General features: G+C 52.1%; 22 protein-coding genes. 8 read left to right on the top strand and 14 right to left on the bottom strand.

Annotated features, from left to right (window positions below):
* Positions 1 to 581: 581 nt before the first annotated feature.
* The 6 genes from SK36_RS17965 to SK36_RS17940 all read right to left on the bottom strand — a co-directional run bounded on the left by SK36_RS17965 (position 582) and on the right by SK36_RS17940 (position 5,407).
* Entirely contained in the window at positions 582 to 833 is a 252-nt protein-coding gene (locus SK36_RS17965; protein ID WP_045439354.1) for a putative Se/S carrier protein, read from the bottom strand.
* Positions 830 to 1,597: a putative 2-hydroxyacyl-CoA dehydratase activator YjiL gene (gene yjiL, locus SK36_RS17960; protein WP_045439357.1), complete on the bottom strand. Its 768-nt coding sequence runs from the start codon at positions 1,595 to 1,597 to the stop codon at positions 830 to 832. The genes SK36_RS17965 and yjiL overlap by 4 nt, the downstream gene beginning before the upstream one ends.
* A 9-nt stretch (positions 1,598 to 1,606) precedes the next feature.
* Positions 1,607 to 2,758, bottom strand: coding sequence for a double-cubane-cluster-containing anaerobic reductase (locus tag SK36_RS17955; protein ID WP_045439359.1), 1,152 nt, complete (start codon positions 2,756 to 2,758; stop codon positions 1,607 to 1,609).
* 119 nt (positions 2,759 to 2,877) lie between these two features.
* Positions 2,878 to 3,117, bottom strand: coding sequence for a DUF2164 domain-containing protein (locus SK36_RS17950; protein WP_045439361.1), 240 nt, complete (start codon positions 3,115 to 3,117; stop codon positions 2,878 to 2,880).
* Positions 3,118 to 3,126: 9 nt separating this feature from the next.
* Positions 3,127 to 4,407: a DUF445 domain-containing protein gene (locus tag SK36_RS17945; protein ID WP_045439364.1), complete on the bottom strand. Its 1,281-nt coding sequence runs from the start codon at positions 4,405 to 4,407 to the stop codon at positions 3,127 to 3,129.
* A 73-nt stretch (positions 4,408 to 4,480) separates the two neighbouring features.
* Complete coding sequence (locus SK36_RS17940) at positions 4,481 to 5,407, bottom strand: LysR family transcriptional regulator (RefSeq protein ID WP_045439367.1); 927 nt, start codon at positions 5,405 to 5,407, stop codon at positions 4,481 to 4,483.
* A gap of 223 nt (positions 5,408 to 5,630) precedes the next feature.
* Here SK36_RS17940 and SK36_RS17935 point away from each other — a divergent pair, with 223 nt between their 5' ends.
* From SK36_RS17935 to SK36_RS17925, 3 genes are all read left to right on the top strand, one after another.
* The gene (locus SK36_RS17935) at positions 5,631 to 6,863 is read left to right on the top strand and encodes a dicarboxylate/amino acid:cation symporter (RefSeq protein WP_045439370.1); all 1,233 of its coding nucleotides are present in this window, start codon (positions 5,631 to 5,633) and stop codon (positions 6,861 to 6,863) included.
* Positions 6,864 to 6,894: 31 nt separating this feature from the next.
* Complete coding sequence (gene metC, locus SK36_RS17930; RefSeq protein ID WP_048222159.1) at positions 6,895 to 8,085, top strand: cystathionine beta-lyase; 1,191 nt, start codon at positions 6,895 to 6,897, stop codon at positions 8,083 to 8,085.
* A 242-nt stretch (positions 8,086 to 8,327) separates the two neighbouring features.
* Positions 8,328 to 8,888: a YagU family protein gene (locus tag SK36_RS17925; protein ID WP_045449427.1), complete on the top strand. Its 561-nt coding sequence runs from the start codon at positions 8,328 to 8,330 to the stop codon at positions 8,886 to 8,888.
* Between the two features lie 107 nt (positions 8,889 to 8,995).
* Here the strand turns inward: SK36_RS17925 and mdtM are convergent, their stop codons facing one another.
* The 3 genes from mdtM to SK36_RS17910 form a co-directional block, all read right to left on the bottom strand.
* On the bottom strand, positions 8,996 to 10,237 hold the full coding sequence (gene mdtM, locus SK36_RS17920; protein WP_045439381.1) for a multidrug efflux MFS transporter MdtM: 1,242 nt from the start codon (positions 10,235 to 10,237) through the stop codon (positions 8,996 to 8,998).
* 325 nt (positions 10,238 to 10,562) lie between these two features.
* Positions 10,563 to 11,216 (bottom strand): LysE family translocator, encoded by a 654-nt coding sequence (locus SK36_RS17915; RefSeq protein ID WP_045439384.1) that lies wholly within the window; start codon positions 11,214 to 11,216, stop codon positions 10,563 to 10,565.
* Positions 11,217 to 11,264: 48 nt separating this feature from the next.
* A complete protein-coding gene (locus SK36_RS17910) occupies positions 11,265 to 12,080 on the bottom strand; it encodes a helix-turn-helix transcriptional regulator (protein ID WP_048222157.1) in 816 nt (271 codons plus the stop codon).
* A gap of 230 nt (positions 12,081 to 12,310) precedes the next feature.
* On the opposite strand from SK36_RS17910, the gene SK36_RS17905 reads away from it, so the two are divergent.
* Positions 12,311 to 13,249, top strand: a complete 939-nt coding sequence (locus SK36_RS17905) for an Rpn family recombination-promoting nuclease/putative transposase (protein ID WP_048222155.1) — start codon at positions 12,311 to 12,313, stop codon at positions 13,247 to 13,249.
* Positions 13,250 to 13,307: 58 nt separating this feature from the next.
* Here the strand turns inward: SK36_RS17905 and SK36_RS17900 are convergent, their stop codons facing one another.
* Positions 13,308 to 14,720, bottom strand: coding sequence for an aminotransferase-like domain-containing protein (locus SK36_RS17900; protein ID WP_048222154.1), 1,413 nt, complete (start codon positions 14,718 to 14,720; stop codon positions 13,308 to 13,310).
* A 176-nt stretch (positions 14,721 to 14,896) separates the two neighbouring features.
* Here SK36_RS17900 and SK36_RS23975 point away from each other — a divergent pair, with 176 nt between their 5' ends.
* From SK36_RS23975 to SK36_RS17885, 4 genes are all read left to right on the top strand, one after another.
* The gene (locus SK36_RS23975; RefSeq protein ID WP_071828888.1) at positions 14,897 to 15,061 is read left to right on the top strand and encodes a DUF1127 domain-containing protein; all 165 of its coding nucleotides are present in this window, start codon (positions 14,897 to 14,899) and stop codon (positions 15,059 to 15,061) included.
* A 148-nt stretch (positions 15,062 to 15,209) separates the two neighbouring features.
* The gene (locus tag SK36_RS17895) at positions 15,210 to 15,674 is read left to right on the top strand and encodes a MarR family winged helix-turn-helix transcriptional regulator (protein ID WP_045439395.1); all 465 of its coding nucleotides are present in this window, start codon (positions 15,210 to 15,212) and stop codon (positions 15,672 to 15,674) included.
* Positions 15,675 to 15,680: 6 nt separating this feature from the next.
* Positions 15,681 to 16,748 (top strand): HlyD family secretion protein, encoded by a 1,068-nt coding sequence (locus SK36_RS17890; protein ID WP_048222152.1) that lies wholly within the window; start codon positions 15,681 to 15,683, stop codon positions 16,746 to 16,748.
* Positions 16,738 to 17,802: a DUF2955 domain-containing protein gene (locus SK36_RS17885; RefSeq protein ID WP_048222150.1), complete on the top strand. Its 1,065-nt coding sequence runs from the start codon at positions 16,738 to 16,740 to the stop codon at positions 17,800 to 17,802. The genes SK36_RS17890 and SK36_RS17885 overlap by 11 nt, the downstream gene beginning before the upstream one ends.
* A 104-nt stretch (positions 17,803 to 17,906) precedes the next feature.
* Here SK36_RS17885 and yjiA read toward each other — a convergent pair whose 3' ends face one another.
* The 4 genes from yjiA to SK36_RS17865 all read right to left on the bottom strand — a co-directional run bounded on the left by yjiA (position 17,907) and on the right by SK36_RS17865 (position 22,060).
* The gene (yjiA, locus tag SK36_RS17880) at positions 17,907 to 18,863 is read right to left on the bottom strand and encodes a GTPase (protein ID WP_045439401.1); all 957 of its coding nucleotides are present in this window, start codon (positions 18,861 to 18,863) and stop codon (positions 17,907 to 17,909) included.
* A 12-nt stretch (positions 18,864 to 18,875) separates the two neighbouring features.
* Complete coding sequence (locus SK36_RS17875; RefSeq protein ID WP_003830038.1) at positions 18,876 to 19,070, bottom strand: YbdD/YjiX family protein; 195 nt, start codon at positions 19,068 to 19,070, stop codon at positions 18,876 to 18,878.
* 50 nt (positions 19,071 to 19,120) lie between these two features.
* Positions 19,121 to 21,271 (bottom strand): pyruvate/proton symporter BtsT, encoded by a 2,151-nt coding sequence (gene btsT, locus SK36_RS17870; protein ID WP_048222148.1) that lies wholly within the window; start codon positions 21,269 to 21,271, stop codon positions 19,121 to 19,123.
* A 261-nt stretch (positions 21,272 to 21,532) separates the two neighbouring features.
* Positions 21,533 to 22,060 carry a hypothetical protein gene (locus tag SK36_RS17865; protein ID WP_048222146.1) on the bottom strand — a complete coding sequence of 176 codons (528 nt, stop codon included), beginning with the start codon at positions 22,058 to 22,060 and terminating at the stop codon, positions 21,533 to 21,535.
* Positions 22,061 to 22,200: the final 140 nt, after the last annotated feature.

Genomic DNA, 22,200 nt, shown 5'->3' with positions numbered 1-22,200 from the left:
AACGCTATCTCCTGCCAAAGAAATACCGTTGTGGATGTCAATATAATAAACGAATCCACGCTGCCAACAATTTCTATAACCCTTTACTATATCAACTAAGCTGAAAAGAACAATTAGACCAATAATGGGGTTTTTAGTCATGGTATAAGCTATTTCCGCGAGCGTTGTTGATGTTGAATTGATATGTCCATTTTTACACATTTTCCGCCAGTTCTTTGTAAAAAGAACTAGAAAATGTCTGGCTGTTATTTGTGTGCTATTAAATTTTGATATTGAATTGCGGAGTCATCTGAACACTATATATATCTGGTGACTTTCTGGCTTAGCGCTTATCCCATTAGGCTATTTTACTTGCCAGTTTGAGCACTGCCCGTGTCCAAACTGACACCAACAATATACGCTTACTGGGATCCTGTTACTCTTTATGAATATACCCGTCATACTTCAAGTTGCCTGTGCGTTGGCTGCACTCGCTAACCCCAGTCACGTACTTGTGTTCGCTCCTTGGTATTCACTCGTTTGCCACCTTCATGCAACTCGAATTATTTTGGTATGTATTATAAACAGACGGGCTTGAGCGGTCAGGAGGCGGCAAACGTGGCAATGCAGCGCCACTCTCCGTCCTCAAAGCGGTAAATAGATTCGGTATGTCCCGGGATCACCCACTGCGCTTCCTCATCCGCAGCACAGTTCACATAGATACACAATCCGCAGCCACCGCGCAGCTGGCGGGGGATATCCGCCACCCGAAAGTTGATCGCTGCAGCCTGTAACGCCTTGCGCATTTTGATGACGCCGACGGTGGAATGAAATAAGAACAGCGTTTCCGTCACTGGCGTTTCCTCTGACGATGGCCAATCAGTGCTGCACCCACGGCACCGGCAAATTGTGCGTCGGGATGGGTATGAACGGGGATGCCGAGATGCCCTTCGAGCATACGCGCGAAGGCGTTGCAGTGGCTGACGCCGCCGGTAAACAACAATGGCCCTTGTGCTGAAAGCCGCCCGATAAAGTTCGCGCTGCGTCTGGCCATCGCATTGATCACGCCTGCCAGAATCGCTTCCGGCGCAATGCCTGCTGAGCGCAGGCTGATAACTTCTGACTCGGCAAACACCGTACACATGCTGCTGATAGCATGTGGTTCTACGCCTGCGGTAATGGTATCGAGTTGCTCCACACTGGCGCCAAGTGTGCGTGAGATGACTTCCAGAAACCGTCCGGTCCCGGCCGCACATTTGTCGTTCATTAAAAAATCGCTGAGGTTGCCATCATCGTCCAGCTGTATGACTTTACTGTCCTGACCGCCGATATCAATCACCATACGGGTGTCGGGCGCCAGCAAGCGCGCCCCCAGTCCATGACAGGAAATTTCAGTGACCTGCTTATCGGCATAATCCACGAGCTGACGTCCGTAACCCGTGAGGGTTAAAAACGGTCGTACATCCAGCCCGGCTTGCAGTGTTTCCCATGCCTGCGCGATCGCTTCTGCGGGGCGAAAAGGCGTAGGGCAGAGGAAGCGGCGTTTGATAATACCTCCTTCCAGCAGAATGCCTTTGGTCGCCGTGGAGCCGGAATCGATCCCTATTGAGTATGTCATCCGTGCTCCTCACAGCATTTCAATAAACGCGGCAACGCGGGTGCTCAACTGGCCGATATCTGCGCTGGAGTAGTCAGTTTCAATGGCGATATAAGGAATATTGTGTTGCTGGCGAACGTGGCGTTTAATCGCAAGTGATTCAACGGCATAGGTATGACAGGCTTGTAGGATAACATCGACAACGCCGTCGGCTTGATACTCTTCGACCATCTGGCTGAGCATTTTCAGACGCTGATCGTTAGGTGAGATACAGGAGCAACCAATAGCGAGATATTTATCGGTCAGCGCATCATAGACGTCGCCGGTTTCTTCCACGCACTGTTCTGTGGCTTTAGCACCGGTGCAGTTTTCATAGCCCACCACCCAGCCGCCGTTATCTTCAATGGCGCGGACCACTTTTTCTGCCGCACCGCCAATAGGACAACCGGTGATCAGAATGCGGGGCCGTGATTCCAGGCGTTTGCCGTCCTGCCATTCCTGACGTACGCGCTCGGCCATGCTGTTCAGCTCGTCGATAAGCGCCTCTTTATCAAAACGGAAGGTCGCGCCGTACACCACTTTCAGGATGTCACTGCCGCTGAGCGCAGGCGGGTTGAGTTGGCCAACGCGGTAGAAATTCGCCAGCGCGCGACGTTCTCTGTTTTTGAGCATAATGGCTTCACGTAGCGCAGCTTCGGTAATAGGGGTACCAAAACGGGCTTCGATACCTTGTTGCAGACGCAGGATCTCAGCTTTCCATAGCGCACGAGAGGCCGCATCGTTGGCGCTGTTGGGCAGTTGCATCACATGTACCGCTTTAAATTCGGCCATGTACTCGTACATCTTCTTCTTGCCGTCGCAGGTGGTTTCGCCCACCACCAGGTCAGAAAAGTAGAAGTAGGGGCATTTGTCGGTTTTACCAAAGCCGTAGCTGCTTTTGATCAACGGACAGAGGTTACGCGGGAGGTCCTTTTCAGCTTCTTCAATGGTTTCGTCAGAGGTGGAACACAGCGAAACGACAACAGCGCCAGCAGCCATCGCGATCTCTTGCGGCATAAAGGTGCAATAGGTCCCAACGAGCGGAATTCCCTGCTCTTTAAGATCCATTACGGTAAGGAAGCCTTTCTGACGAGCGTCGGAGAATTGGTTGAAAATGGCGGGTAAATCAGTGATAAGCGACATGGTTTTCCTTCCCCGTAACACGGGAGACAGTGAAAAGACGCCGCATTATAACCTTATAGTTATTGTGTATTTATTGATCTCCCTCGCGATGTATACATTTGTCCATCTACAGTATGCGGTCATAGAATTTTCTTCAGATCCATTTCTTCCTGGATCCGTTCGCTCCAGGCAATATGGGTGCGGATCGCCTCTTCAATTCCCGCGTTGTAGAAAGCAGATCCCAGTTTTTCGATAATAAAATCAATAAAGAACTCGGCGTCGAATTGTTCAAGCTCAAGATCAAAGTGGTCGCTACAGTACGTTTCAAGCTCGCTACGCAGACGATCACGATCCGCCGGGGCCAGAGTGATTTCAGCCATTTTTTCTCCTTAAAAATTCGGCAGTGTCAGCAGGGAAGGAATTTGCGACAACAGATATAACACCAGTCCTATAGAACCGCCAACCAGCGTGCCGTTGACGCGAATAAACTGCAAATCTTTGCCGATGTTCAGCTCGATTTGCTGTGACATATCACGCGCATCCCAGCTTTTTACCGTGTCGCTGATATGGCGTGTCAGGAAGGTAGCGAACTCCGGTGCGATCTTACGCGCGGCCTGCTCAAGATGCCCATTCAGCGAAGCGCGCAAGGCGCTGTCGGCAACCAGCGTTTCACCGAACCACTGCCCGGCACTGGCGATACGCTGTTTCACGCGGGAATCGTCGGCGTTAATGTCGGTTTTCACCCACTGGCGCAGATCCGCCCACAACTCGCCGAGATAACGGTTAAAGGCTTCATCCTCTTTCAGATAGCTTTTGAGACTTTCCGCCCGGACAGCCATCTCCGGATCGTGTTTGAGCTTATCAATCAGTTTAAACGTGGCGCGATCGAAGGCATGGCGGATCTGATGCGTCCGATCGTGGCTGATGTCATCCAGCAGGGAGTTGACCGCATCAGACACCAGCTCGGCGCTGTGCTCGCCCAGCCATTCGGTCGGCAGGAGTTTCGCTTTTAGCGGGTGTTCTGTCTCCAGCCAGCGCACGATCTGCTGCGCAATAAACGCCCGTGAGCTGTCGCGCTGTAGCAGGGTGATCAACTGCGTAATCAGAGTGTCGAGCAGCTCCTGGTGGCGATTGTTTTTGGTCATGCTTTCCAGCATTAGCGCACTGGTACCGGAAAGATCAACCTTGTCGATAGCCTTGTGCACCGCGCGCTTGATCAGCCGCTGGATGCGGGAGTCGTCGGTCAGTTCGAGAAAACCACTCATAATTTGCAGCAGGTGCTGACCAATGCGCTGGGCGTTTTCCGGCTGGCTGAACCAGTTACCAATCAGCAAGGCCGGCTCATGGCGGCGGATCAACGCCACCAGCGACTGGGTATCGAGGAATTTTTCCTGCACGAACTGACCGAGGTTCTCGCCGATTCTGTCTTTGTTACGCGGGATGATCGCCGTGTGTTGCGAGATAAATGGAATCGGTACCCGACGAAAAAGTGCCACCACGGCGAACCAGTCCGCCAGTGCGCCAACCATCGCCGCTTCGGCTATCGCCTTGATTCCGAGTACCCAGAAGTTTGGCGGCAGAAACAGGGTGATGACGAACGTCGCAGCAGCGATCAGCAGCAGAGAGAGCGCCAGTCGCTTGGCGCGTTTGAGTTCAGTAATTTTATTCATAGGCTTAAGGATAGAGCCAGACGCTGGGATCGCGCAAAAAATGTGGCGTACCTCCCATTTTTAGGTGGAGATTTTACCCAGGGATCCAGTTGTCCCATGCGGGTAATGGACCGAGTTCCGTTACCAGAAAGTCGATAAACGATCGCACCTTCGGATTACTGTACTTGCTGGGAAAATAGAGCGCGTAAAGGGCGTGGGTTTCGCAGGTGATGGTGCCATCGAGCATCAGCGGCGTTATCTCTTCTTTTTGAATATGATCGCCAATCAGATAGGTGGGTAAATACGCCACCCCTTGATCTTCTAATACCGATTTCAGCAATACCAGACTGCTGTTGGCCTGGATTGGCATGTGCAGCTTCAACTGATGCAGACGATCCTGTTCATCTGCCACTTTTAGCACCGGCGTGAGGCCGGGGTAAACCAGACAATCATGATTCACCAGATCGCTACGGTGCTGGGGCATACCTTTTTTGGCAAGGTAGCCGGGTGATGCGCAGTACGCCCAGCGGATAGGCACCAGCTTGCGCATCGCATAGTTTTGTGGCGGTGCTGTGGAGATGCGCAGGGCGATGTCGAAATCTGTTTCGTTCAGATTGACAAAGTTATCGTTGAGATCGATATACAGATTCACATCCGGGAACTGGGAGCGATATTTATCTACCAGGTTTACCAGTCGTGAATAACCAAAAGCAATCGAACAGGTTATACGTAATTCACCCTGCGGACTGTGGTAATAGCCGGAGGTCGTGTTCAGCGTTTCATCAAACTCTTTCAATAACTTATTCGCGCGGTTAAATAAATATTGCCCTGCATCGGTCAGAGTAATACTGCGGGTGGTACGTTTAATTAATGTCGTACCCAGCGTGTCCTCCATGGCAGTCAGGCTTTTACTTACCGCTGAAGGCGATACGTTGAGTTGCGCGGCGGCTTCAGATAATCCTCCGCAGTCGACGATTTTGACAAAAAACTCCAGATGCTTGAGTGAAATCGGCGTGCTCATTGTTTCCTTAAATTCACAAGTGATTTGCATAAACGGTACGAATAGGCCGTTACATTCGCGTTTTAAACATGCAACTATTGAATCACAGGAAACAACTTGCTGGCAAAATGAAAAAATAACAACTTAAGTGAGTTGCATCACAAATATAAGGAGGCGGAGCGAAAACTCATCAAAATGTGAATTTAATCTCATTTAATATTTTATAATTTTAAAGGTACCCATTATGTGGTCACGACTCGAACCCTACAAATCGTCGATTATTTTATTAATTGCTCTGGTTATTGGTGGCTTATTAGGTATTTATGCCCCGACGTTTGCAAGTAAACTCCAACCAATAGGTCAGATATTTTTAAACCTGTTATTTATGATTATTGTGCCGCTGGTGGGTATCAGCGTCATGTCCTCCATCGCCAGTATGACCGACCTGAAAAGGCTGGGACGTATTATGGCGATTATCTTTATTGTCTCGATCGCAATGGCCTTTATTCCGGCTGCTGGAATTGTGGCGCTGGCGCTATGGTATAACCCGGCGCAGGGCGTCACTATCGATCTTTCGCAGTCTGTACAGGCGGGCAGCGGCAAGATGGATTTTGTCAGTATGATCACCACCAGTGACTTTATCGGGCTGTTCTCTAAGTCCAATATTCTGGCGCTGATCGTGATGGCGATTATCGCCGGAGTGGCGATAGGACAATCTGAACAGGCGGGTAAGCGTATTGCGTCGCTGCTGGAAGATGCCAACACCGTCATCATGAAGATCGTTTCAATCATTATGAAAGTGGCGCCGATTGGTCTTGGCTGCTATTTCGCCGCCACGATGGCCAGCCAGGACTCTGGTCTACTGTTAACCTTTGCCCGCGCCATTGGTCTGTTTATGGTTGCCACGCTGGTCTACTTCGTTTTGGGTTCTATTCTCTATTCGTATATTGGCGGCGGTATTCCGGCGGTTAAAGCCTTCTGGCGTAATGCGATTGAACCGTCAGCCACGGCGTTAGGGACGTGTTCTTCACTGGGCACACTTCCTGTGACACTACGTGCGGGTAAGGCGATGGGAATTAACCCGGAAATCGTTGATGTCTCTATTCCGCTACTGGTCAACCTGAATAAAGGCGGCGTGGCGATGATTGCCGCACTGAAAATCGTCTTTATCTATTCGGTGCTGGGCATGGAGTTCACCACTGAGACATTCTTCCTGACGATGCTGATTGCCGTTCTCTCCGCCATTATTGTCGGCGGTGTACCAGGTGGGGCGTTTTTAGGCGAGATTTTTATCGTGACGACGCTGGGCTTGCCGATGGAAGCCATCCCGATGCTGGTGGTGCTGGGCACGATTACCGATGCTCCGGCCACGCTGATTAACGTGATCCATGATTTGAATGCGGCACAGATTGTTGAGCGGTTCGCTGGAAAAAAGCAGACCAATACTGAAATAAACTCTACTGCTGCGGTGGTATAGGTTTTCACACGGATTTAGAACAGGAGAAGTTATGAAAGACGCAATCAAGCTTGAAACGCAACTGGTCGTTGCTGGTCGCGACAAACGTTACACCCAGGGAGCGGTGAATCCGGTGATCCAGCGCGCCTCTTCGCTGGTGTTCGATACCGTGAAGGACAAAAAATTTGCCACCGCCAATCGTGCGAATGGCGAACTGTTCTACGGTCGTCGCGGAACTTACACACACTTCGCATTCCAGAAGGCAATGAGCGACCTGGAAGGCGGTGCGGGTTGTGCGCTGTACCCGTGCGGTGCGGCGGCGGTCACCAATGCGATTCTGGCGTTTGTCCAAAGCGGCGATCATATCCTGATGACCGGAGCGGCCTATGAACCCACTCAGGATTTCTGTAATAAGATCCTGTGTAAATTCAATGTGGAAACCACTTATTACGATCCGCTAATTGGTGCAGGCATTGTCGATCTTCTGCGCCCTGAGACGAAAGTGGTGTTCCTGGAATCCCCCAGTTCAATCACTATGGAAGTGCAGGACGTGCCGGGAATGGTGAAGGCGATCCGCGCGGTGAACCCAGAGATCGTCATCATGATCGACAACACCTGGGCGGCGGGAGTGCTGTTTAAAGCGCTGGACTTCGGCGTGGATATTTCCATTCAGGCTGGCACGAAGTACACCATTGGCCATTCGGACGGCATGCTGGGGACGGCGGTGTCGAACGCCCGCTGTTGGGATCGTTTGCGTGAAAACTCCTATCTGATGGGGCAAACGCTGGATGCCGATACGGCTTACAACGGTAGCCGCGGATTACGTACGCTGGCTGTACGTCTTAAACAGCACCAGGAGAGCAGCATCCATATTGCGCGTTGGCTGTCGGCGAGACCTGAAGTGGCGCGGGTGAATCATCCGGCGTTACCGGAATGCCCCGGTCATGAGTATTTTCAGCGTGATTTTGCCGGTAGCTCAGGCCTGTTCTCGTTTGTCCTGAAAAAGAGACTGACCGACGAACAGATGGCGAATTTTCTCGATAATTTTTCTTTGTTCCATATGGCCTATTCGTGGGGAGGATTCGAATCACTCATTCTGGCCAACCAGCCGGAAGAGCTGAACAGCATTCGCCCAGCCGGGGATGTCGATTTCAGCGGAACGCTGGTCAGGGTGCATATCGGCCTGGAAGATGTTGGCGATCTGATTGCTGATCTGGAAGCGGGGTTTGCACGAATCGCGTAACGTAAAGTGATAAATGCAGACGCTTATCCGGCCTGCTGTGGCTACACAGGCCGGATAAAGTGCTTGTTTTGCGGGGTTGCATAGAAGTTGTGGTCGACAATACCAATCAAAATACATCATTTAAAATCAAATTAGATCATTTTTTGTCAAAATTAATCTTTGTCACAATTTCCATCATCTCATACGGGTAGCATTGATCAGGATCCTCAATGTTATTATTTTACGTAAGGGATGGTTATATTATGAATCTTAATGATTTTTTTATAAGAACAGCGCCGGAACGTCGTCATTATGGTGTCGCGTTACTGGTTGGTATCGTTTCCGGGATTCTCTCTGCATTTGTTAAGTGGGGGGCTGAAGTCCCACTTCCTCCCAGAACGTTTTCTTTGGGACGTAATGAATTTAATCCGCCGTATCTTTTCCTGAGAGACTATCTGGGGATTGATCCGACGCAGACGGTTTACACTTTTTCAGAACACGTGATTAATCCGGTGATGGTAACGCACATCATTTTTTCCTTAGTCTTTGCCGTGGGTTACTGTGTCGCTGCTGAAATTTTTCCGAAAGTAAAACTTTGGCAAGGTGTATTAGCGGGGTTGATCGTGACAGTGGCTGTTCATGGTATCTTCATCCCGGCATTTCATCTTTCACCACCGTTGTCCCAACTACCATTCGATGAATATGTTTCTGAAATAGTGGGGCACATTTTTTGGTTTTGGGTGATTGAAATGATTCGCCGTGACCTGAGAAATCGGATCACGCATGAACCGGATGCTGAAGTTCCGTTACATTTAGCCAGATGATCAAAAGTAGATGCACTATTTATGGCTTCTTATGGCTTGTTATGGCTTGCCCCCGACTTGCAAACACGAATATTAGTGTTCAGGTACCGGGGGCAGCTTATAGAAGTTTAGTTTTCGGTGACTAACGCTGTTGCCTCATGCTGACGCACTCGCTTCAATAATCCGGCCAGCGTGAACACCACGGCAATACCCGCCACGACCGCCAACAGGTGAAACGAAAGCCTGCCGCCGTTAAACCACAGCCAGCGTCCGACTTCGACCGAAACTGCCATCACTGTCAGGATCACCATGTTTAGCGATGCGGAGACCGTACCCTTCGGCAAGTTGTTAGAAAACAACGTAAAACGGAATAGCGTTGGGAAGATCATCCCGATGCCAAATGCATACAGGCTGGTCCCCAGCACCGACCACAGCCACACATGCGGCCACAGCAAATTACCGCCAATCAGTACCGCCAGTCCGCTCAGTTGAATGGGCGCAGCACGCCAGATAAAGCGCGGCTTCGTTGGATCCTTCACAAAACGCACGACCACCATATTGGCGACGATCACGGCACCAAATACCGGAGCCTGCGCCCAGGCAAACTGCGATGTGGTCATGCCGCCGGCATCAATCAGGATCACTGGCGAAACCGCTACCCAGCTCATCATCGGGATATAACTCAGCGAAAGTGTGGCTGCGCCAAAGAGGAACACCCGGTTGCGAAAAACGTCGCGGAAATCACGCAGTACGCTGCGCGCACTGAACGGCACCGAGCCGCGCTGGACAGTTTCCGGCATCGCTAACGCTAACCCAATCAGGGCGATAAGCCCCATAGCGGCGATAATGGCAAACAGGATCTTCCAGTGTACAAAGTGCATCAGCGCCGCCCCGGAGAGTGGGCCGATAACCGGCGCAACCAGCACAATGGAGGTGATTATCGCCATCAGTTTAATGGCCTTAGTTTGACCAAATGCCTCCTGCACCGTGACATAACCTACCGTGGCGATAAAGCAGATGCTGGTGCCCTGAATAAAACGCGCGATCAGAAATTGCGTCATTGAGGTGGTGAACAACGTGGCCGCACAGGCAAGAGTAAAGATTAATGCTCCTGCAATCAGTACCGGTCGGCGGCCAATTCGGTCGGAAAGCGGACCTAACAGCCACTGCAGCGCCATACCTCCCGCCAGATACAGACTGACCGCAGCCGGTGCCAGGCTGACATCGGCGTTAAAATCCCGTACTACATTAATGATGCCGGGCTGGATCAGGTCCGTCGACAAATAGGCGGCGAAGTCATATAAAATCAGCGCGATGGGGAAGAATAGCGTTGTGGCGCGTTGGGCGAAAAACGCGAAAATCCGTTGCATAAAAACAGCTCCTTGTCGGGAGAATACCCTCAACGGGAATAGCGAAATTCAATACCGTCTTTTGAGACGTCAGGCTGGTGACAGAAAAAACAGACTGCAGATGTACTGAATTTCATGTAATCAAAAACGCTGTCTGCGCGAAGCACAAACAGGACATACGCATCTCTGATGAGGTCAGAAAGCGTAACGATTACAGGTAACAATCAGCACATCACACCTCGGGAAGAGAATTAAGTTGAACGGAAAATAGTCAAACCGCAGTGTAATGCGAATTGGATGATAATTAAACGAGTTTATAGGGTTAATCTGAAGAAAATCACCATGCTTAACTGAGCGTGAGGCTGTGTAAAAACCGCAGTGCGATCGCGCTGCCGAAGATGATCAACACGCCTCCAGCGATGCGCTCGATCCACAGGATCCCTCTGGTTAACCGTTTCTGGATCTGCGGCAAACCGATGAACATCACGATCAATAGATCCCAGACCAGCACTACGCTCGTCATCCAGATACCGCTAACGGTTTGTTGTAGCAACGTCACCGACGGGCCGAGCAGGGCGGTCATCAGCGCCAGATAGAACAGCGCATTTTTGGGGTTGAGCAGTGATGAACCCAGTCCCAGCAGCAGTTGTTTGCCAAATCCAGGGCGATTGAGGCGGGCATCTGCTCCAGCCACGATTTGCGGACGACTGCGGATTAGCAGGCTACCAATCCACAATAAATAGAGCGCACCCAGTAATTCAATGGCTGTAAACAGCAGAGGGATCTGTCGCAGGATCCCCCAGCCGATAATTGCCAGCAGGATATACAACCCATTGCCGATGGCGATGCCCACACACAGCCCGGCGCTACCACGCAGCCGATAACGTACAGCGTAGGCGATCAGTAAAAAGAAATCCGGCCCGGGACTGAGCAACGCCATAAAATGCGCCAGCGCCAGTGCGGGAAAAGCGGAGGGGAAGAGTGCAGAAAGCCGTTCCATAGTGACCTCAGAATATGAATCTGCGATCACCCTACGCCTGACATAACATTAATTATTGTCTGATATTGATCGTCCCAACGCGTACTGACGCGGCGTGGCTGCGGTGTAACGGACAAAGGTGCGATGGAAATGGCTCTGGTCGGCAAACCCGCTCTGGTAGCTGACATCGGCAATATCATCCCCGGCGCGCAACCGCCCGCGGGCATAGTTAATCCGCACAATATTCAGGTAGCTTCCCGGCGTCAGCCCGGTATCTTGTTTGAAAGTACGGATCAGCGTTTCTTTACGCATGCTGCATTCATTTGCCAGTTCATCCAGCGAGGGCGGTGCCAACAGGCTGGACTGCAACCGCTCACGCAGATACTGACTGGTGACGCTTAGGTTAGTTGGTTTTCTCGACAGCAACGGCAGTGAACGCAGCAGCACAATTGCTGCATCGGTTATTTGCGCCGTCCGCTGTTGGCGCATTAACGCCACAAGATGCACATAGCACTGAAATAACGGTGGGTCATGGATCACGGGTGTGGGCGAGTAAAATTGCGGGTTACAGTTCAATGCTGAAAGATGAGAGCGACACCACTGCGCATCAAGATAGAGCATATGGTAACTGCGAAACTGCCCGCTGACAGGGTTGCAGCTGTGAGGCACCAGAGGCGGGATCACGATGAGATCGCCTACGCTCAGGCGGTATTCCTTGCCATCACATATGCAGCATGTCTCTCCTTCAAGAATCGCCCCAATCGAAAGCTGGGGATGGTGGTGACGCTTATAGGCCTGCTGACTGCACCAGGTGCTGCGCAGCTCCAGCCACGGAAGCTGTTCATCACGCCAGAATGACTGTGGAATATCGCGGGTATGCGTCACATCGTGTCCTCCATGAAAGTGATGGTTTGTTATAGCACAGGCCGCATGGTGAAAAAGTGGTGTTGTGTATCGACATGGTGCTTTTACGTAATGCATTCCAGAGAAATGCGAACGTTGCAGAGAGACGAATTTATCTCTGAAAATGCCTCGCAAAGGTAAAAAGTAGGAGGTGAGGGCGTGGTTTACCGGCGCTACAGTCACGACATCTTACTTTCAGGTGACGGATTGCTATGAATAAAGCGCCAGCCTCCACACCGCATGATGCAGTTTTTAAGACGTTTTTACGTCACCCTGAGACCGCGCGGGATTTTCTGCAGATTCATCTTCCTGCTTCGCTTCGTGAAATTTGCGATCTTCAGACGCTGAATCTCGAGTCTGACAGTTTTATTGAAGAGGATTTACGTGCGTATTATTCCGATGTGTTGTGGTCTGTGAAAACGACGGAAGGGGATGGATATATTTATGTGGTGATTGAACACCAGAGCACACCGGATGCGCATATGGCGTTCAGGTTGATGCGCTATGCGATAGCAGCCATGCAGAAACATTTAGATGCCGGACATAAGCAACTGCCTTTGGTGGTGCCGATGCTGTTTTATCACGGTGCCAAAAGCCCGTATCCCTGGTCGCTGTGCTGGCTGGATGAGTTTGCTAACCCAGGGCTGGCACGCCAGCTGTATGCTGCAGCGTTTCCGCTGGTAGATATTACGGTTATCCCTGACGATGAAATTGTGCAGCATCGACGTATGGCATTGCTCGAGCTAATCCAGAAACATATCCGTCAGCGCGATCTTATGGGATTGGTTGAACAAATTGTTTCTCTGCTCGTTACCGGGTCCACTAATGACAGCCAGATTAAGACACTGTTTAATTATATTTTGTGCACCGGCGATGCTCCTCGCTTCAATGAGTTTATCCGTGAGGTTGCCGAACGTTCACCGCAACATAAGGAGAATTTGATGACGATCGCAGAAAGGCTGCATGAAGCAGGATTACAAAAAGGCAGGCTGGAAGGTCGAGAGGAAGGGCTACAAGAAGGGCTTATCGAAGGTCAACGCGCTGAAGCACGGCGTATTGCTCGCACCATGCTGGCAGACGGTATTGAGATCAGTACGGTACAAAAAATTACCCGGCTTCCCACTGATGAACTTTATAACCTGAGCCATTAGGTATTACGGGAATGGCGTACTCTCCCGCCTGGTGAACTTACGCTACCGGGCATTCAATTTATTCTATCGCCACCTTTACCGCTTCGCCGAGCTTCTGCATCACTTCCCGATGCTTCTCGTTTGGCGGTAACGCGCAGTTAATGCGTACACAGTTGCGATACTTCCCTGAGGCAGAGAACAGCGATCCCGGTGCGACCTGTATTTTCAGCCGACAGAGTTGTTTGGCGACACAGACCATATCGACCTGCAGCGGTAACTCTACCCACAGCATAAAGCCGCCTTTGGGGCGGGTGACGCAGATCTCACAGGGGAAATATTCCCGTACCCAGCAGGTGTAGATCTCCATATTACGCTGATAGATCTGGCGCATACGCCGGACATGGCGATGATAGTGGCCGTCGCGCACAAAGGTTGCCGCTGCCAACTGCGTGGCAGGAACGTTGGTGCCGATAACGGCGTATTTTTTATGCAGAAGTTTGTCATGGTAGCGGCCAGGAACAACCCAACCCACGCGCAGGCCCGGCGCTACGGATTTGGTAAACGAACTGCACAACAGTACCCGACCGTCGATATCCCAGGAGTGGATGGTGCGCGGGCGCGGGTATTCTGTTGCCAGCTCGCCATACACATCGTCTTCAAAAATAACAATATCGTGGCGCTGAGCGAGGGCGAGGACCGCCCGCTTACGCGCATCCGGCATAATAAACCCGAGCGGATTATTGCAATTAGGGACCAGAATCACCCCTTTAATGGGCCACTGATCCAGCGCCAGTTCCAACGCCTCAACACTGATGCCGGTATCCGGATCGGTTGGGATCTCAATAACCTTAATCCCTAAACCGCGCAGTAGTTGCATCGTACCGTAGTAGGCGGGCGATTCTACGGCGACGATATCTCCTGGCTGGCAGACCGTCAGTAGCGCCAGCGACATTCCGCTCTGGCTACCGTTGGTGATGATAATGTCATCTGCATTGACGACCGAGCCGCCGTCCAGCATCAGACGGGCAATCTGATTACGCAGTTCGCGGCATCCAGCCAGTTCGTCGTAGCCCAGCACCGCTCCTAAATTGTGCTGCACTACGCGGCTTAATTCGCGCCAGAGTGGTTTCAGGCTGGGTTGATTGATATCGGGGACGCCGCTACTGAAAGGAATTATCGATTTGTCTGCATGACCTGCCAACATGTCCAGCACCTGATCCCACTGGGTTATCTCCACCGGACGCTGGACCGGGCGCGACATCAGTGGTACGGGCGGCTGCGCTTTTTGCGGCGCGACAAAGTAACCGGAACGCGGCTGCGGGGTGATCAACTGCCGCTGTTCCAGCATCTGATACGCCTGCTGGACGGTACTGATACTCACCCCGTGTTCCTGGCTCAGGCTGCGCACCGACGGCAGTTTTTCACCATGGCGATACAGCCCCAGCTCAATGCGTTCGGCCAGTAGTGTGGCCAGATGTTGGTAACGGGTCATGCTGTATCCCTCATTGTTGCCATACAGATGGATAAACCAATACAGAACGATGGAAAAAACCGTATGCAGATACTGTTTTAATCAATCTGTATGTTAAATAAAAGTACTTTTTGAATCTGTATTGTCTGGCGGTAAATCCGCGAAGATAAGCCTCTGGCAAGGCGGGGAGGCAAAGTATGGAATTTCACGAGAATAAAGCAAAACAGCCGTTTATTGGTTTGGTGCAGATCTGGCAGGCGATAAAACGCTGGCATCTGCGGGCGCAAACGCGGCGTATATTGCAGCAGATGAGCGACGAGCGGCTGCGGGATGTCGGGCTGCGACGCGATCAGGTGGAATGATTTTTCTTCCGATGACAAAGGCCGGTGGTTATCGCCCTGGCCTTTTTTATATTCACGATATTTATCAATTCATGCTTCTGGTTGGTCCGTTTCTTGATACTTACCCTGATAAGTATTATTTTCTTATCAGCGATGAGAGGAAAGTAAGATGACTGAAGATGAACTGTTTGCCTGCCGACCGATGGGGATGCGCATGGCAATGGTGGTGCGCCAGTGGCGGGCCATTATTGATGCTGCCATCACCGATACTGGCCTGACGCAGTCAAGCTGGACGGTGCTGATGCAACTGCATCAGTTGGGTGACAATGTTTCAGTCAGCGAACTGGCGGAGGTGCAGGGCATTGAACTGCCGCCGCTGATGCGCACCCTCTCGCAGCTGGAAAAGCAGGGGTATCTGCTGCGTTCCACATCGCCTTATGACAAACGCATCCGCCTGCTAACGCTGACCGAGCAAGGCCGCTTAAGGCTTGAAGAACTTAACCGGGTGATTGAGACATACCAACATCGCGTCACCTGCACCATTCCTGAAGCGGAGCTTGCCTCTTTCAGCACGACCTTAAATCAACTCGCCTGCAATTTGCGGACAATCCGCGAAGAAGACAATCAACACTAAAAAACTATGATGACCCCAGAACAAAAATTTGCCCGTTGGGTAAGGGTGAGTATTGCCGCTTTCCTGGTAGTATTCGCCTGGTTTATCGTTGCCGATATCTGGATCCCGTTGACGCCGGACTCCACGGTGATGCGCGTGGTAACGCCCATTTCCTCACGCGTATCCGGATACGTCTCGCAGGTGCATGTACACAATAATAGCCAGGTGAAGAAGGGCGATTTGCTGTACGAACTGGATCCGACGCCGTTTTTCAATAAGGTCGAGGCCGCGCAAATCGCCCTTGAGCAGGCGAAGCTGAGCAACCAACAGCTGGATGCGCAGATCTCCTCTGCCCGTGCCAACCTGCGCACCGCGCAATTCAACGCCCGCAACGATAAGACCACCTTTGACCGCTATCAGCGCCTGAGTGCCATGCAGAACGTGTCGCAATCCGATCTCGACAAGGTGCGCACCGCCTGGCAAACCAGCGAGCAGTCGGTGGCGGCACTTAATGCCAGTATTCAGAACCTGCTGATTCAGCGCGGTGAGCGCGATGATAAGCGTAACGTGACGTTGCAAAAATACCGTAACGCGCTGGAAGAGGCGCAACTGAACCTCGGCTGGAGCAAAGTGTATGCAGAGACCAACGGCACGGTGAGCAATCTTCAGCTTAGCCCCGGACTTTACGCGACCGCCGCCACGCCGCTGCTGGCGCTGGTCAGCCATCAGACCGATATCGTGGCTGATTTTCGCGAGAAAAGCCTGCGCCACACCCGGGTGGATACCGATGCCGCCGTGGTGTTCGACGCCATGCCGGGCAAGGTTTTCTCTGCCCGTGTCACCAGCAGTGATGCCGGTATTCTGGCGGGTCAGGAGCAGGTTAACGGCCAGTTGTCGCAACCGGAACAGTCTACCCGTTGGGTGCGCGATGCCCAGCGTATGCGCATTCACGTAGCGCTGAACGAACCGCTCGACACGCCGTTACCGACCGGGGCGCGCGCCACGGTACAGCTGTATAACAGCGAGGGGATGTTCGCCCGCACCTTTGCCGGGGCGCAGATCCATCTCGTTAGCTGGCTGCATTATGTCTATTAACACTCTGGCCCACGTCTTTACGCCGCACGGGAACATTGTCTACACCGCCAATGATTTTCGCCAGACCCTGCGTATCTCCGTTGCCGGGACAATCGCGCTAAGTATCTCGACCTTCTACAACGTGCAGTACGGCGTGTTTTTTGTGGTTTATCCGCTGATGCTGTTGTCGCTGGTGCCGGTGTTCAACCGCCATGTGGCAAAACAGTTCGTGTTCAGCGCAGCGGTGAACTGTGTTGAAATGGTGCTAATCGTCGGCTATCTCTCACAGTGGCCGCTGATTATGACGCTGGTGGTGTTCGGCTTGTACGTGATGCGTTTTCGCTTTATGAGCAAAGGGCCGCTGTTTCTGCTCGGCTCGATGGGCGTGGTGTGTCAGAGCACGATGCTCAACTTTATGAGCTATCCCACCACCAACTGGCATACGCTGATGTTCTCCAATATGGAGGCCTGCGTAATGGCGGTGGCGCTGAGCGCGCTGCTGAATTATCTGATCCCGGATGTGGAGGCGCGCCAGCCGCCGCCGCGCATTGAGAAGGATGCCGCCCGGGTTCGCCATGAGTCGCTGCTTTCCGGTACGGTGGCGACGATGATTTTTGTGGTCTTCCAGATCTGTGATTTGAGTGATTCGCTGTCGGCACTGATGGCGGGCATTTTGATCCTGTTTCCGATGCACTACCGCGGCGCGGTGATCAGTTCTCTCTGGCGCGTGGTCGGTGTAGTGCTGGCCTGCCTGTATATTCTGCTGGTGCAGCTGCTTATCTATGATTTCAGCAACCATATGGTGTTGATGATGCCGCTGATTGGCCTCGGGCTGGCGTTCAGCGCCCGCCTGCACGTAATGGAAAAAGTCGGCGCAGGCGTGGGTTTTGCCAGTATCACCACCATCGGCATTATGTTTGGCCAGAATCTGCACCCGGATCAGGACCTGGTATTCAGCGATCTGTACCGCATCACCTCCGTCACCGTCGCGCTGGTGGCAACGCTGACGATGGTATTTCTGGTGCACCGGGTTTTGAACTGCTTTGCCGCGACGCGGTTTGTGATTACCGAGTGAGTGGGGAGTGAGTGCCGGATGGCGGCTGCGCCTTATCCGGCCTACGGGAAAGTGCTATTTGTAGGCCCGGTAAGCGTAGCGCCACCGGGCAAATCAGCAGGGAGTTACTTCTTCAACCCCGCAAACGCTGCTCTGATCTCGTCTTCCGGCAGGTTAATGCCAATAAACACCAGTGTGCTGTGCGGTTGTTCGTCGCCCCATGGGCGGTCCCAGTCGGCGCTGTACAGGCGTTGCACGCCCTGAAACAGCAGGCGGTTGGGTTCGCCGTCAATCCATAGCATGCCTTTGTAGCGCAGCAGTTTCTCGGCGGATTCCAGCAGCAGATTTTCCATCACTCGCGACACGTCGCTGATGTTCACCGGGTAATCCAGCTCGACGACGATCGAGGATATATCGTTTTGCTTGTCGGCGATAAAGTGGAAGCGCGGTTTGGCACTGACGATGTTCTCTTCCAGCATAAAACCATTGGTGTCGAACAGTTGCGCGAGGTCTATATCGCCGTGAGTCACGGTATATACCGGTGCGCGTGCATTGATGCGCGCCAGGCGCTCGCGCAATTTTTCACTGTTGCCGGCGACGTCAGTTTTAGTCAGCAGAATGCGATCCGCATAGCCTACTTGCGACTGGGCGATGGTGAACTGATTCATTTGTTCGTCGGCATGTACCGCATCAACCAGCGCAATCACGCCGTCCAGCAGGTAGCGTTCGCAAATCACTTCATGGGAGAAAAAGGTCTGAATAATCGGGCCGGGATCGGCCATGCCGGTGCACTCAATCACAAGACGGTCAAAATTGATGGCACCTTTGTCGAGGTTATCGAGCAGGTCTAACAATGCGTCTTCCAGCTCGCTCGAACGGGTGCAGCAGATACAGCCGTTGGTCAGGGTTTTGATCTGCGTGGCACGGTCGCCAATCAGTTGATCGTCCACCGAGACTTCGCCGAATTCGTTTTCGATGACGGCAATTTTGTAACCGTGCTGCTCGTTGAGAATATGGCGCAGCAGGGTCGTTTTACCTGCGCCAAGAAAACCGGTGAGTAGGGTAACTGCAATCGGGGTCATTCATTTCTCCTTCTAACAGCAACTGCTTCCGCCGCTACCGTAGCGGGCTTCCTGGCGCTCGCGGAAGAATTCTTCGTAGGTCATGTACGGCTTATCGGGGTGGTTGGTCTTCATGTGCTCGACGTAGTTGTCGTAGTCCGGAATACCAATCAACATCTTTGCCGCCTGACCGAGATATTTTTTTGCCTGACCTAAAGTACCAAACATAAACAATCCTGATAAGCGAAAAGCCCCGCCGGAGCGGGGCTGAATACATCTTAGTGGTGTGAAGAGGTCTTCACGCCGCCTTCCGGCACTGGTACATACGGCGTCTCTTTATCAGAGCGACCGTTGATGGCGCGGGCCTTCTGCCAGGTACGGAACCCGTAGAAAATGATGCTGTACACCACCACCAGGAACAGAATACTCAGGCCGGCGTTGGTGTAGTTGTTGATGACGATATGGTTCATGTTGGCAATCTGCTGTGCGGTCAGCTCACCGCCGTTGGCAATCTTCTCTTTGTACTGATTTGCCATGAAGAAGAAGCCTTCCATCTGCGGGTTGGTGCTGAACAGTTTCAGACCCAGCGCCCAGGTGGTGCAGATAAGCAGCCATACTGCCGGGATAACAGTAACCCAGATGTATTTGGTACGCTGCATTTTAACCAGAACCACGGTACCCAGAACCAGTGCCACGGCTGCCAGCATCTGGTTAGAGATACCGAACAGCGGCCACAGGCTCTTAACGCCGCCCAGCGGATCAACCACGCCCTGATACAGCAGGTAGCCCCACAGACCTACGCAGCCCGCAGTACCGACAACACCCGCAACCAGAGAGTCAGTTTTCTTCAGGAACGGTACGAAGTTACCCAGTAAATCCTGCAGCATGAAGCGGCCAGAACGGGTACCGGCATCCAGTGCGGTCAGGATGAACAGTGCTTCAAACAGAATACCGAAGTGGTACCAGAAGCCCATGTCAGCCATCGGCAGTACTTTATGGAACACGTGAGCGATACCAACAGCCAGCGTTGGTGCGCCACCAGCGCGGTTCAGTACGGACGGTTCGCCGATATCTTTCGCAGTTTGCAGGATCTGCTCAGGCGAAATCACGAAGCCCCAAGAGCTGACGGTTGCCGCTGCGTGTGCGGTAACGTCTTTCAGCTGCGCCATAATCAACGGCGCGTTCTCGCCACCCATTTCATGCAGGTTCGGCATGGTGATGCCAAGGCCCGCAGGCGGGGTGTTCATTGCGAAGTACAGACCTGGCTCGATGATGGATGCTGCAACCAGCGCCATAATCGCCACGAAGGATTCCATCAGCATCGCGCCATAACCAATGAAACGCGCGTCGGTTTCACAGGCCAGCAGTTTCGGCGTGGTACCAGAGGCGATCAGCGCATGGAAACCAGATACCGCACCACAGGCGATGGTGATAAACAGGAATGGGAACAGAGCACCTTTCCACAGCGGACCCGTACCATCAACGTACTGTGTCATCGCCGGCATTTTCAGTTCCGGGTTGAGGATAACAATCCCCACAGCCAGACCGACGATAACGCCGATTTTCAGGAAGGTAGCCAGATAGTCACGCGGAGCGAGGATCAGCCATACCGGCAGCAGCGCAGAGATAAACGCGTAGCCAATAAGCGTAAAGGTAATGGTGGTGTCTTTAAAGGTCAGTGCCGGGCCCCAGTACGGGTCGTGGGCAATCACGCCGCCGAAGTAGATGGAGGCAACCAGCAGCACAATACCAATCACCGACACTTCACCCACACGTCCTGGTCGCAGGAAGCGCATGTAGATACCCATGAACAACGCGATTGGTACGGTTGAGCAGACGGTGAATACACCCCACGGGCTCTCAGCCAGTGCTTTCACCACGATCAGCGCCAGTACCGCGAGGATGATGATCATGATTAAGAAGCAGCCGAACAGCGCAATAGTTCCCGGTACCGGGCCCATCTCTTCTTTGATCATCTCACCGAGAGACGCACCGTTACGGCGGGAAGAGATAAACAGCACCATGAAGTCCTGCACAGCACCCGCCAGCACAACGCCGGCCAGCAGCCACAGCGTACCAGGCAGATAGCCCATCTGTGCGGCCAGTACCGGCCCAACCAGCGGACCTGCACCGGCGATAGCGGCAAAGTGGTGACCGAATAATACGTTACGGTTGGTCGGTACGTAGTTCAGACCGTCATTGTTGATGACCGCCGGCGTGGCACGCGTCGGGTCAAGTTTCATCACCTTCTGGGCGATGTACAGGCTGTAGTAGCGATAAGCCACCAGATAAACAGAGACAGAGGCGACCACAATCCACAGGGCGCTGATGTGTTCACCCCGACGTAAGGCCACTACCGAGAGGCAGAAAGCACCGATGATTCCGAGAATCACCCAGGGTATGTGCTTGAATATCTTTTTCGTATCCATAGTAAAACCTGGTATTAGATTAATAATTGGCCGAAGCCGCTTGGGTTTGATCTTGTGTTTGAGGAGGTAAATTGACTGCTATGCTGCAGAGGATCTTGCCAGAGAATTACGCGCGTAAAGTAAGGTAAATAAGTGAGTGGTTGTATGTCAGCTTAAGCGGTCCCAAGTGTCAGTGAGCGGTTTTCATTCGGCGTAACAGCATGAAATTATGTGATTTTCATCACATAATTTCATGGGGCGATTATGAACTGTCGACAGTAGTCACACTGGCTTTGCAATGAGGTAGAGGTAATAGAGGGTTATGAGAATAACAACGGTATAAAATATGTACTTCTCTGCTTTATCGACTTCGTTTCTACTCAGGTGGTTAAGGAAGTCGAATACCCTCCATATCACGAGCAGCATCGCCGAAAAATAAATACCGATTCCAGCCATGCGAAATTCGCCATAGGGCAGCATTGCCAGCGTGAGACCGAGCAGTGTGCCAACAGTGGCCGCCGTGATGGATTTCCCTAGTTCATTGAATTTAAATGAAAATTTTTCATAGAAAAAAGCAGCTAATTTTTTGTCCGGATCAAACCTGCCACTGAATCTCAGTAAAATGACGGTGAGTAACGCATTCAAAATTATCAGGAACATGATGCTTTTGGGCGCGACATTCTCCAGTAAAATATCTGAAATCTCCGGAATAAATAGCTTTGGCACGACCGGGGTCATCGCCCCTAAAAAGAGTCCCAATACCATGAAGGGAAACGCGTTAGAAAGTAAGTCGAGATAATTATTTTTCACAGAAGGACTTCCTTGTTATAGCCGATGATAAAACAGACCCACTATTGGTAGCCGAAGCTTACGGCAATGAAAAGCCCTCTTAAAAGGTGGGGAAAGGAGTCATGGCGCTAGTTTGCGTTATGTATACGAGTGGTATTTAC

The sequence above is a fragment of the Citrobacter sp. MGH106 genome, assembly GCF_001037495.1.
In the GTDB taxonomy this organism is placed as follows: Bacteria; Pseudomonadota; Gammaproteobacteria; order Enterobacterales; family Enterobacteriaceae; genus Citrobacter; species Citrobacter murliniae.
Note: the sequence above shows the minus strand (reverse complement) of the source record. Positions and strands in the feature narration are given on the sequence as shown.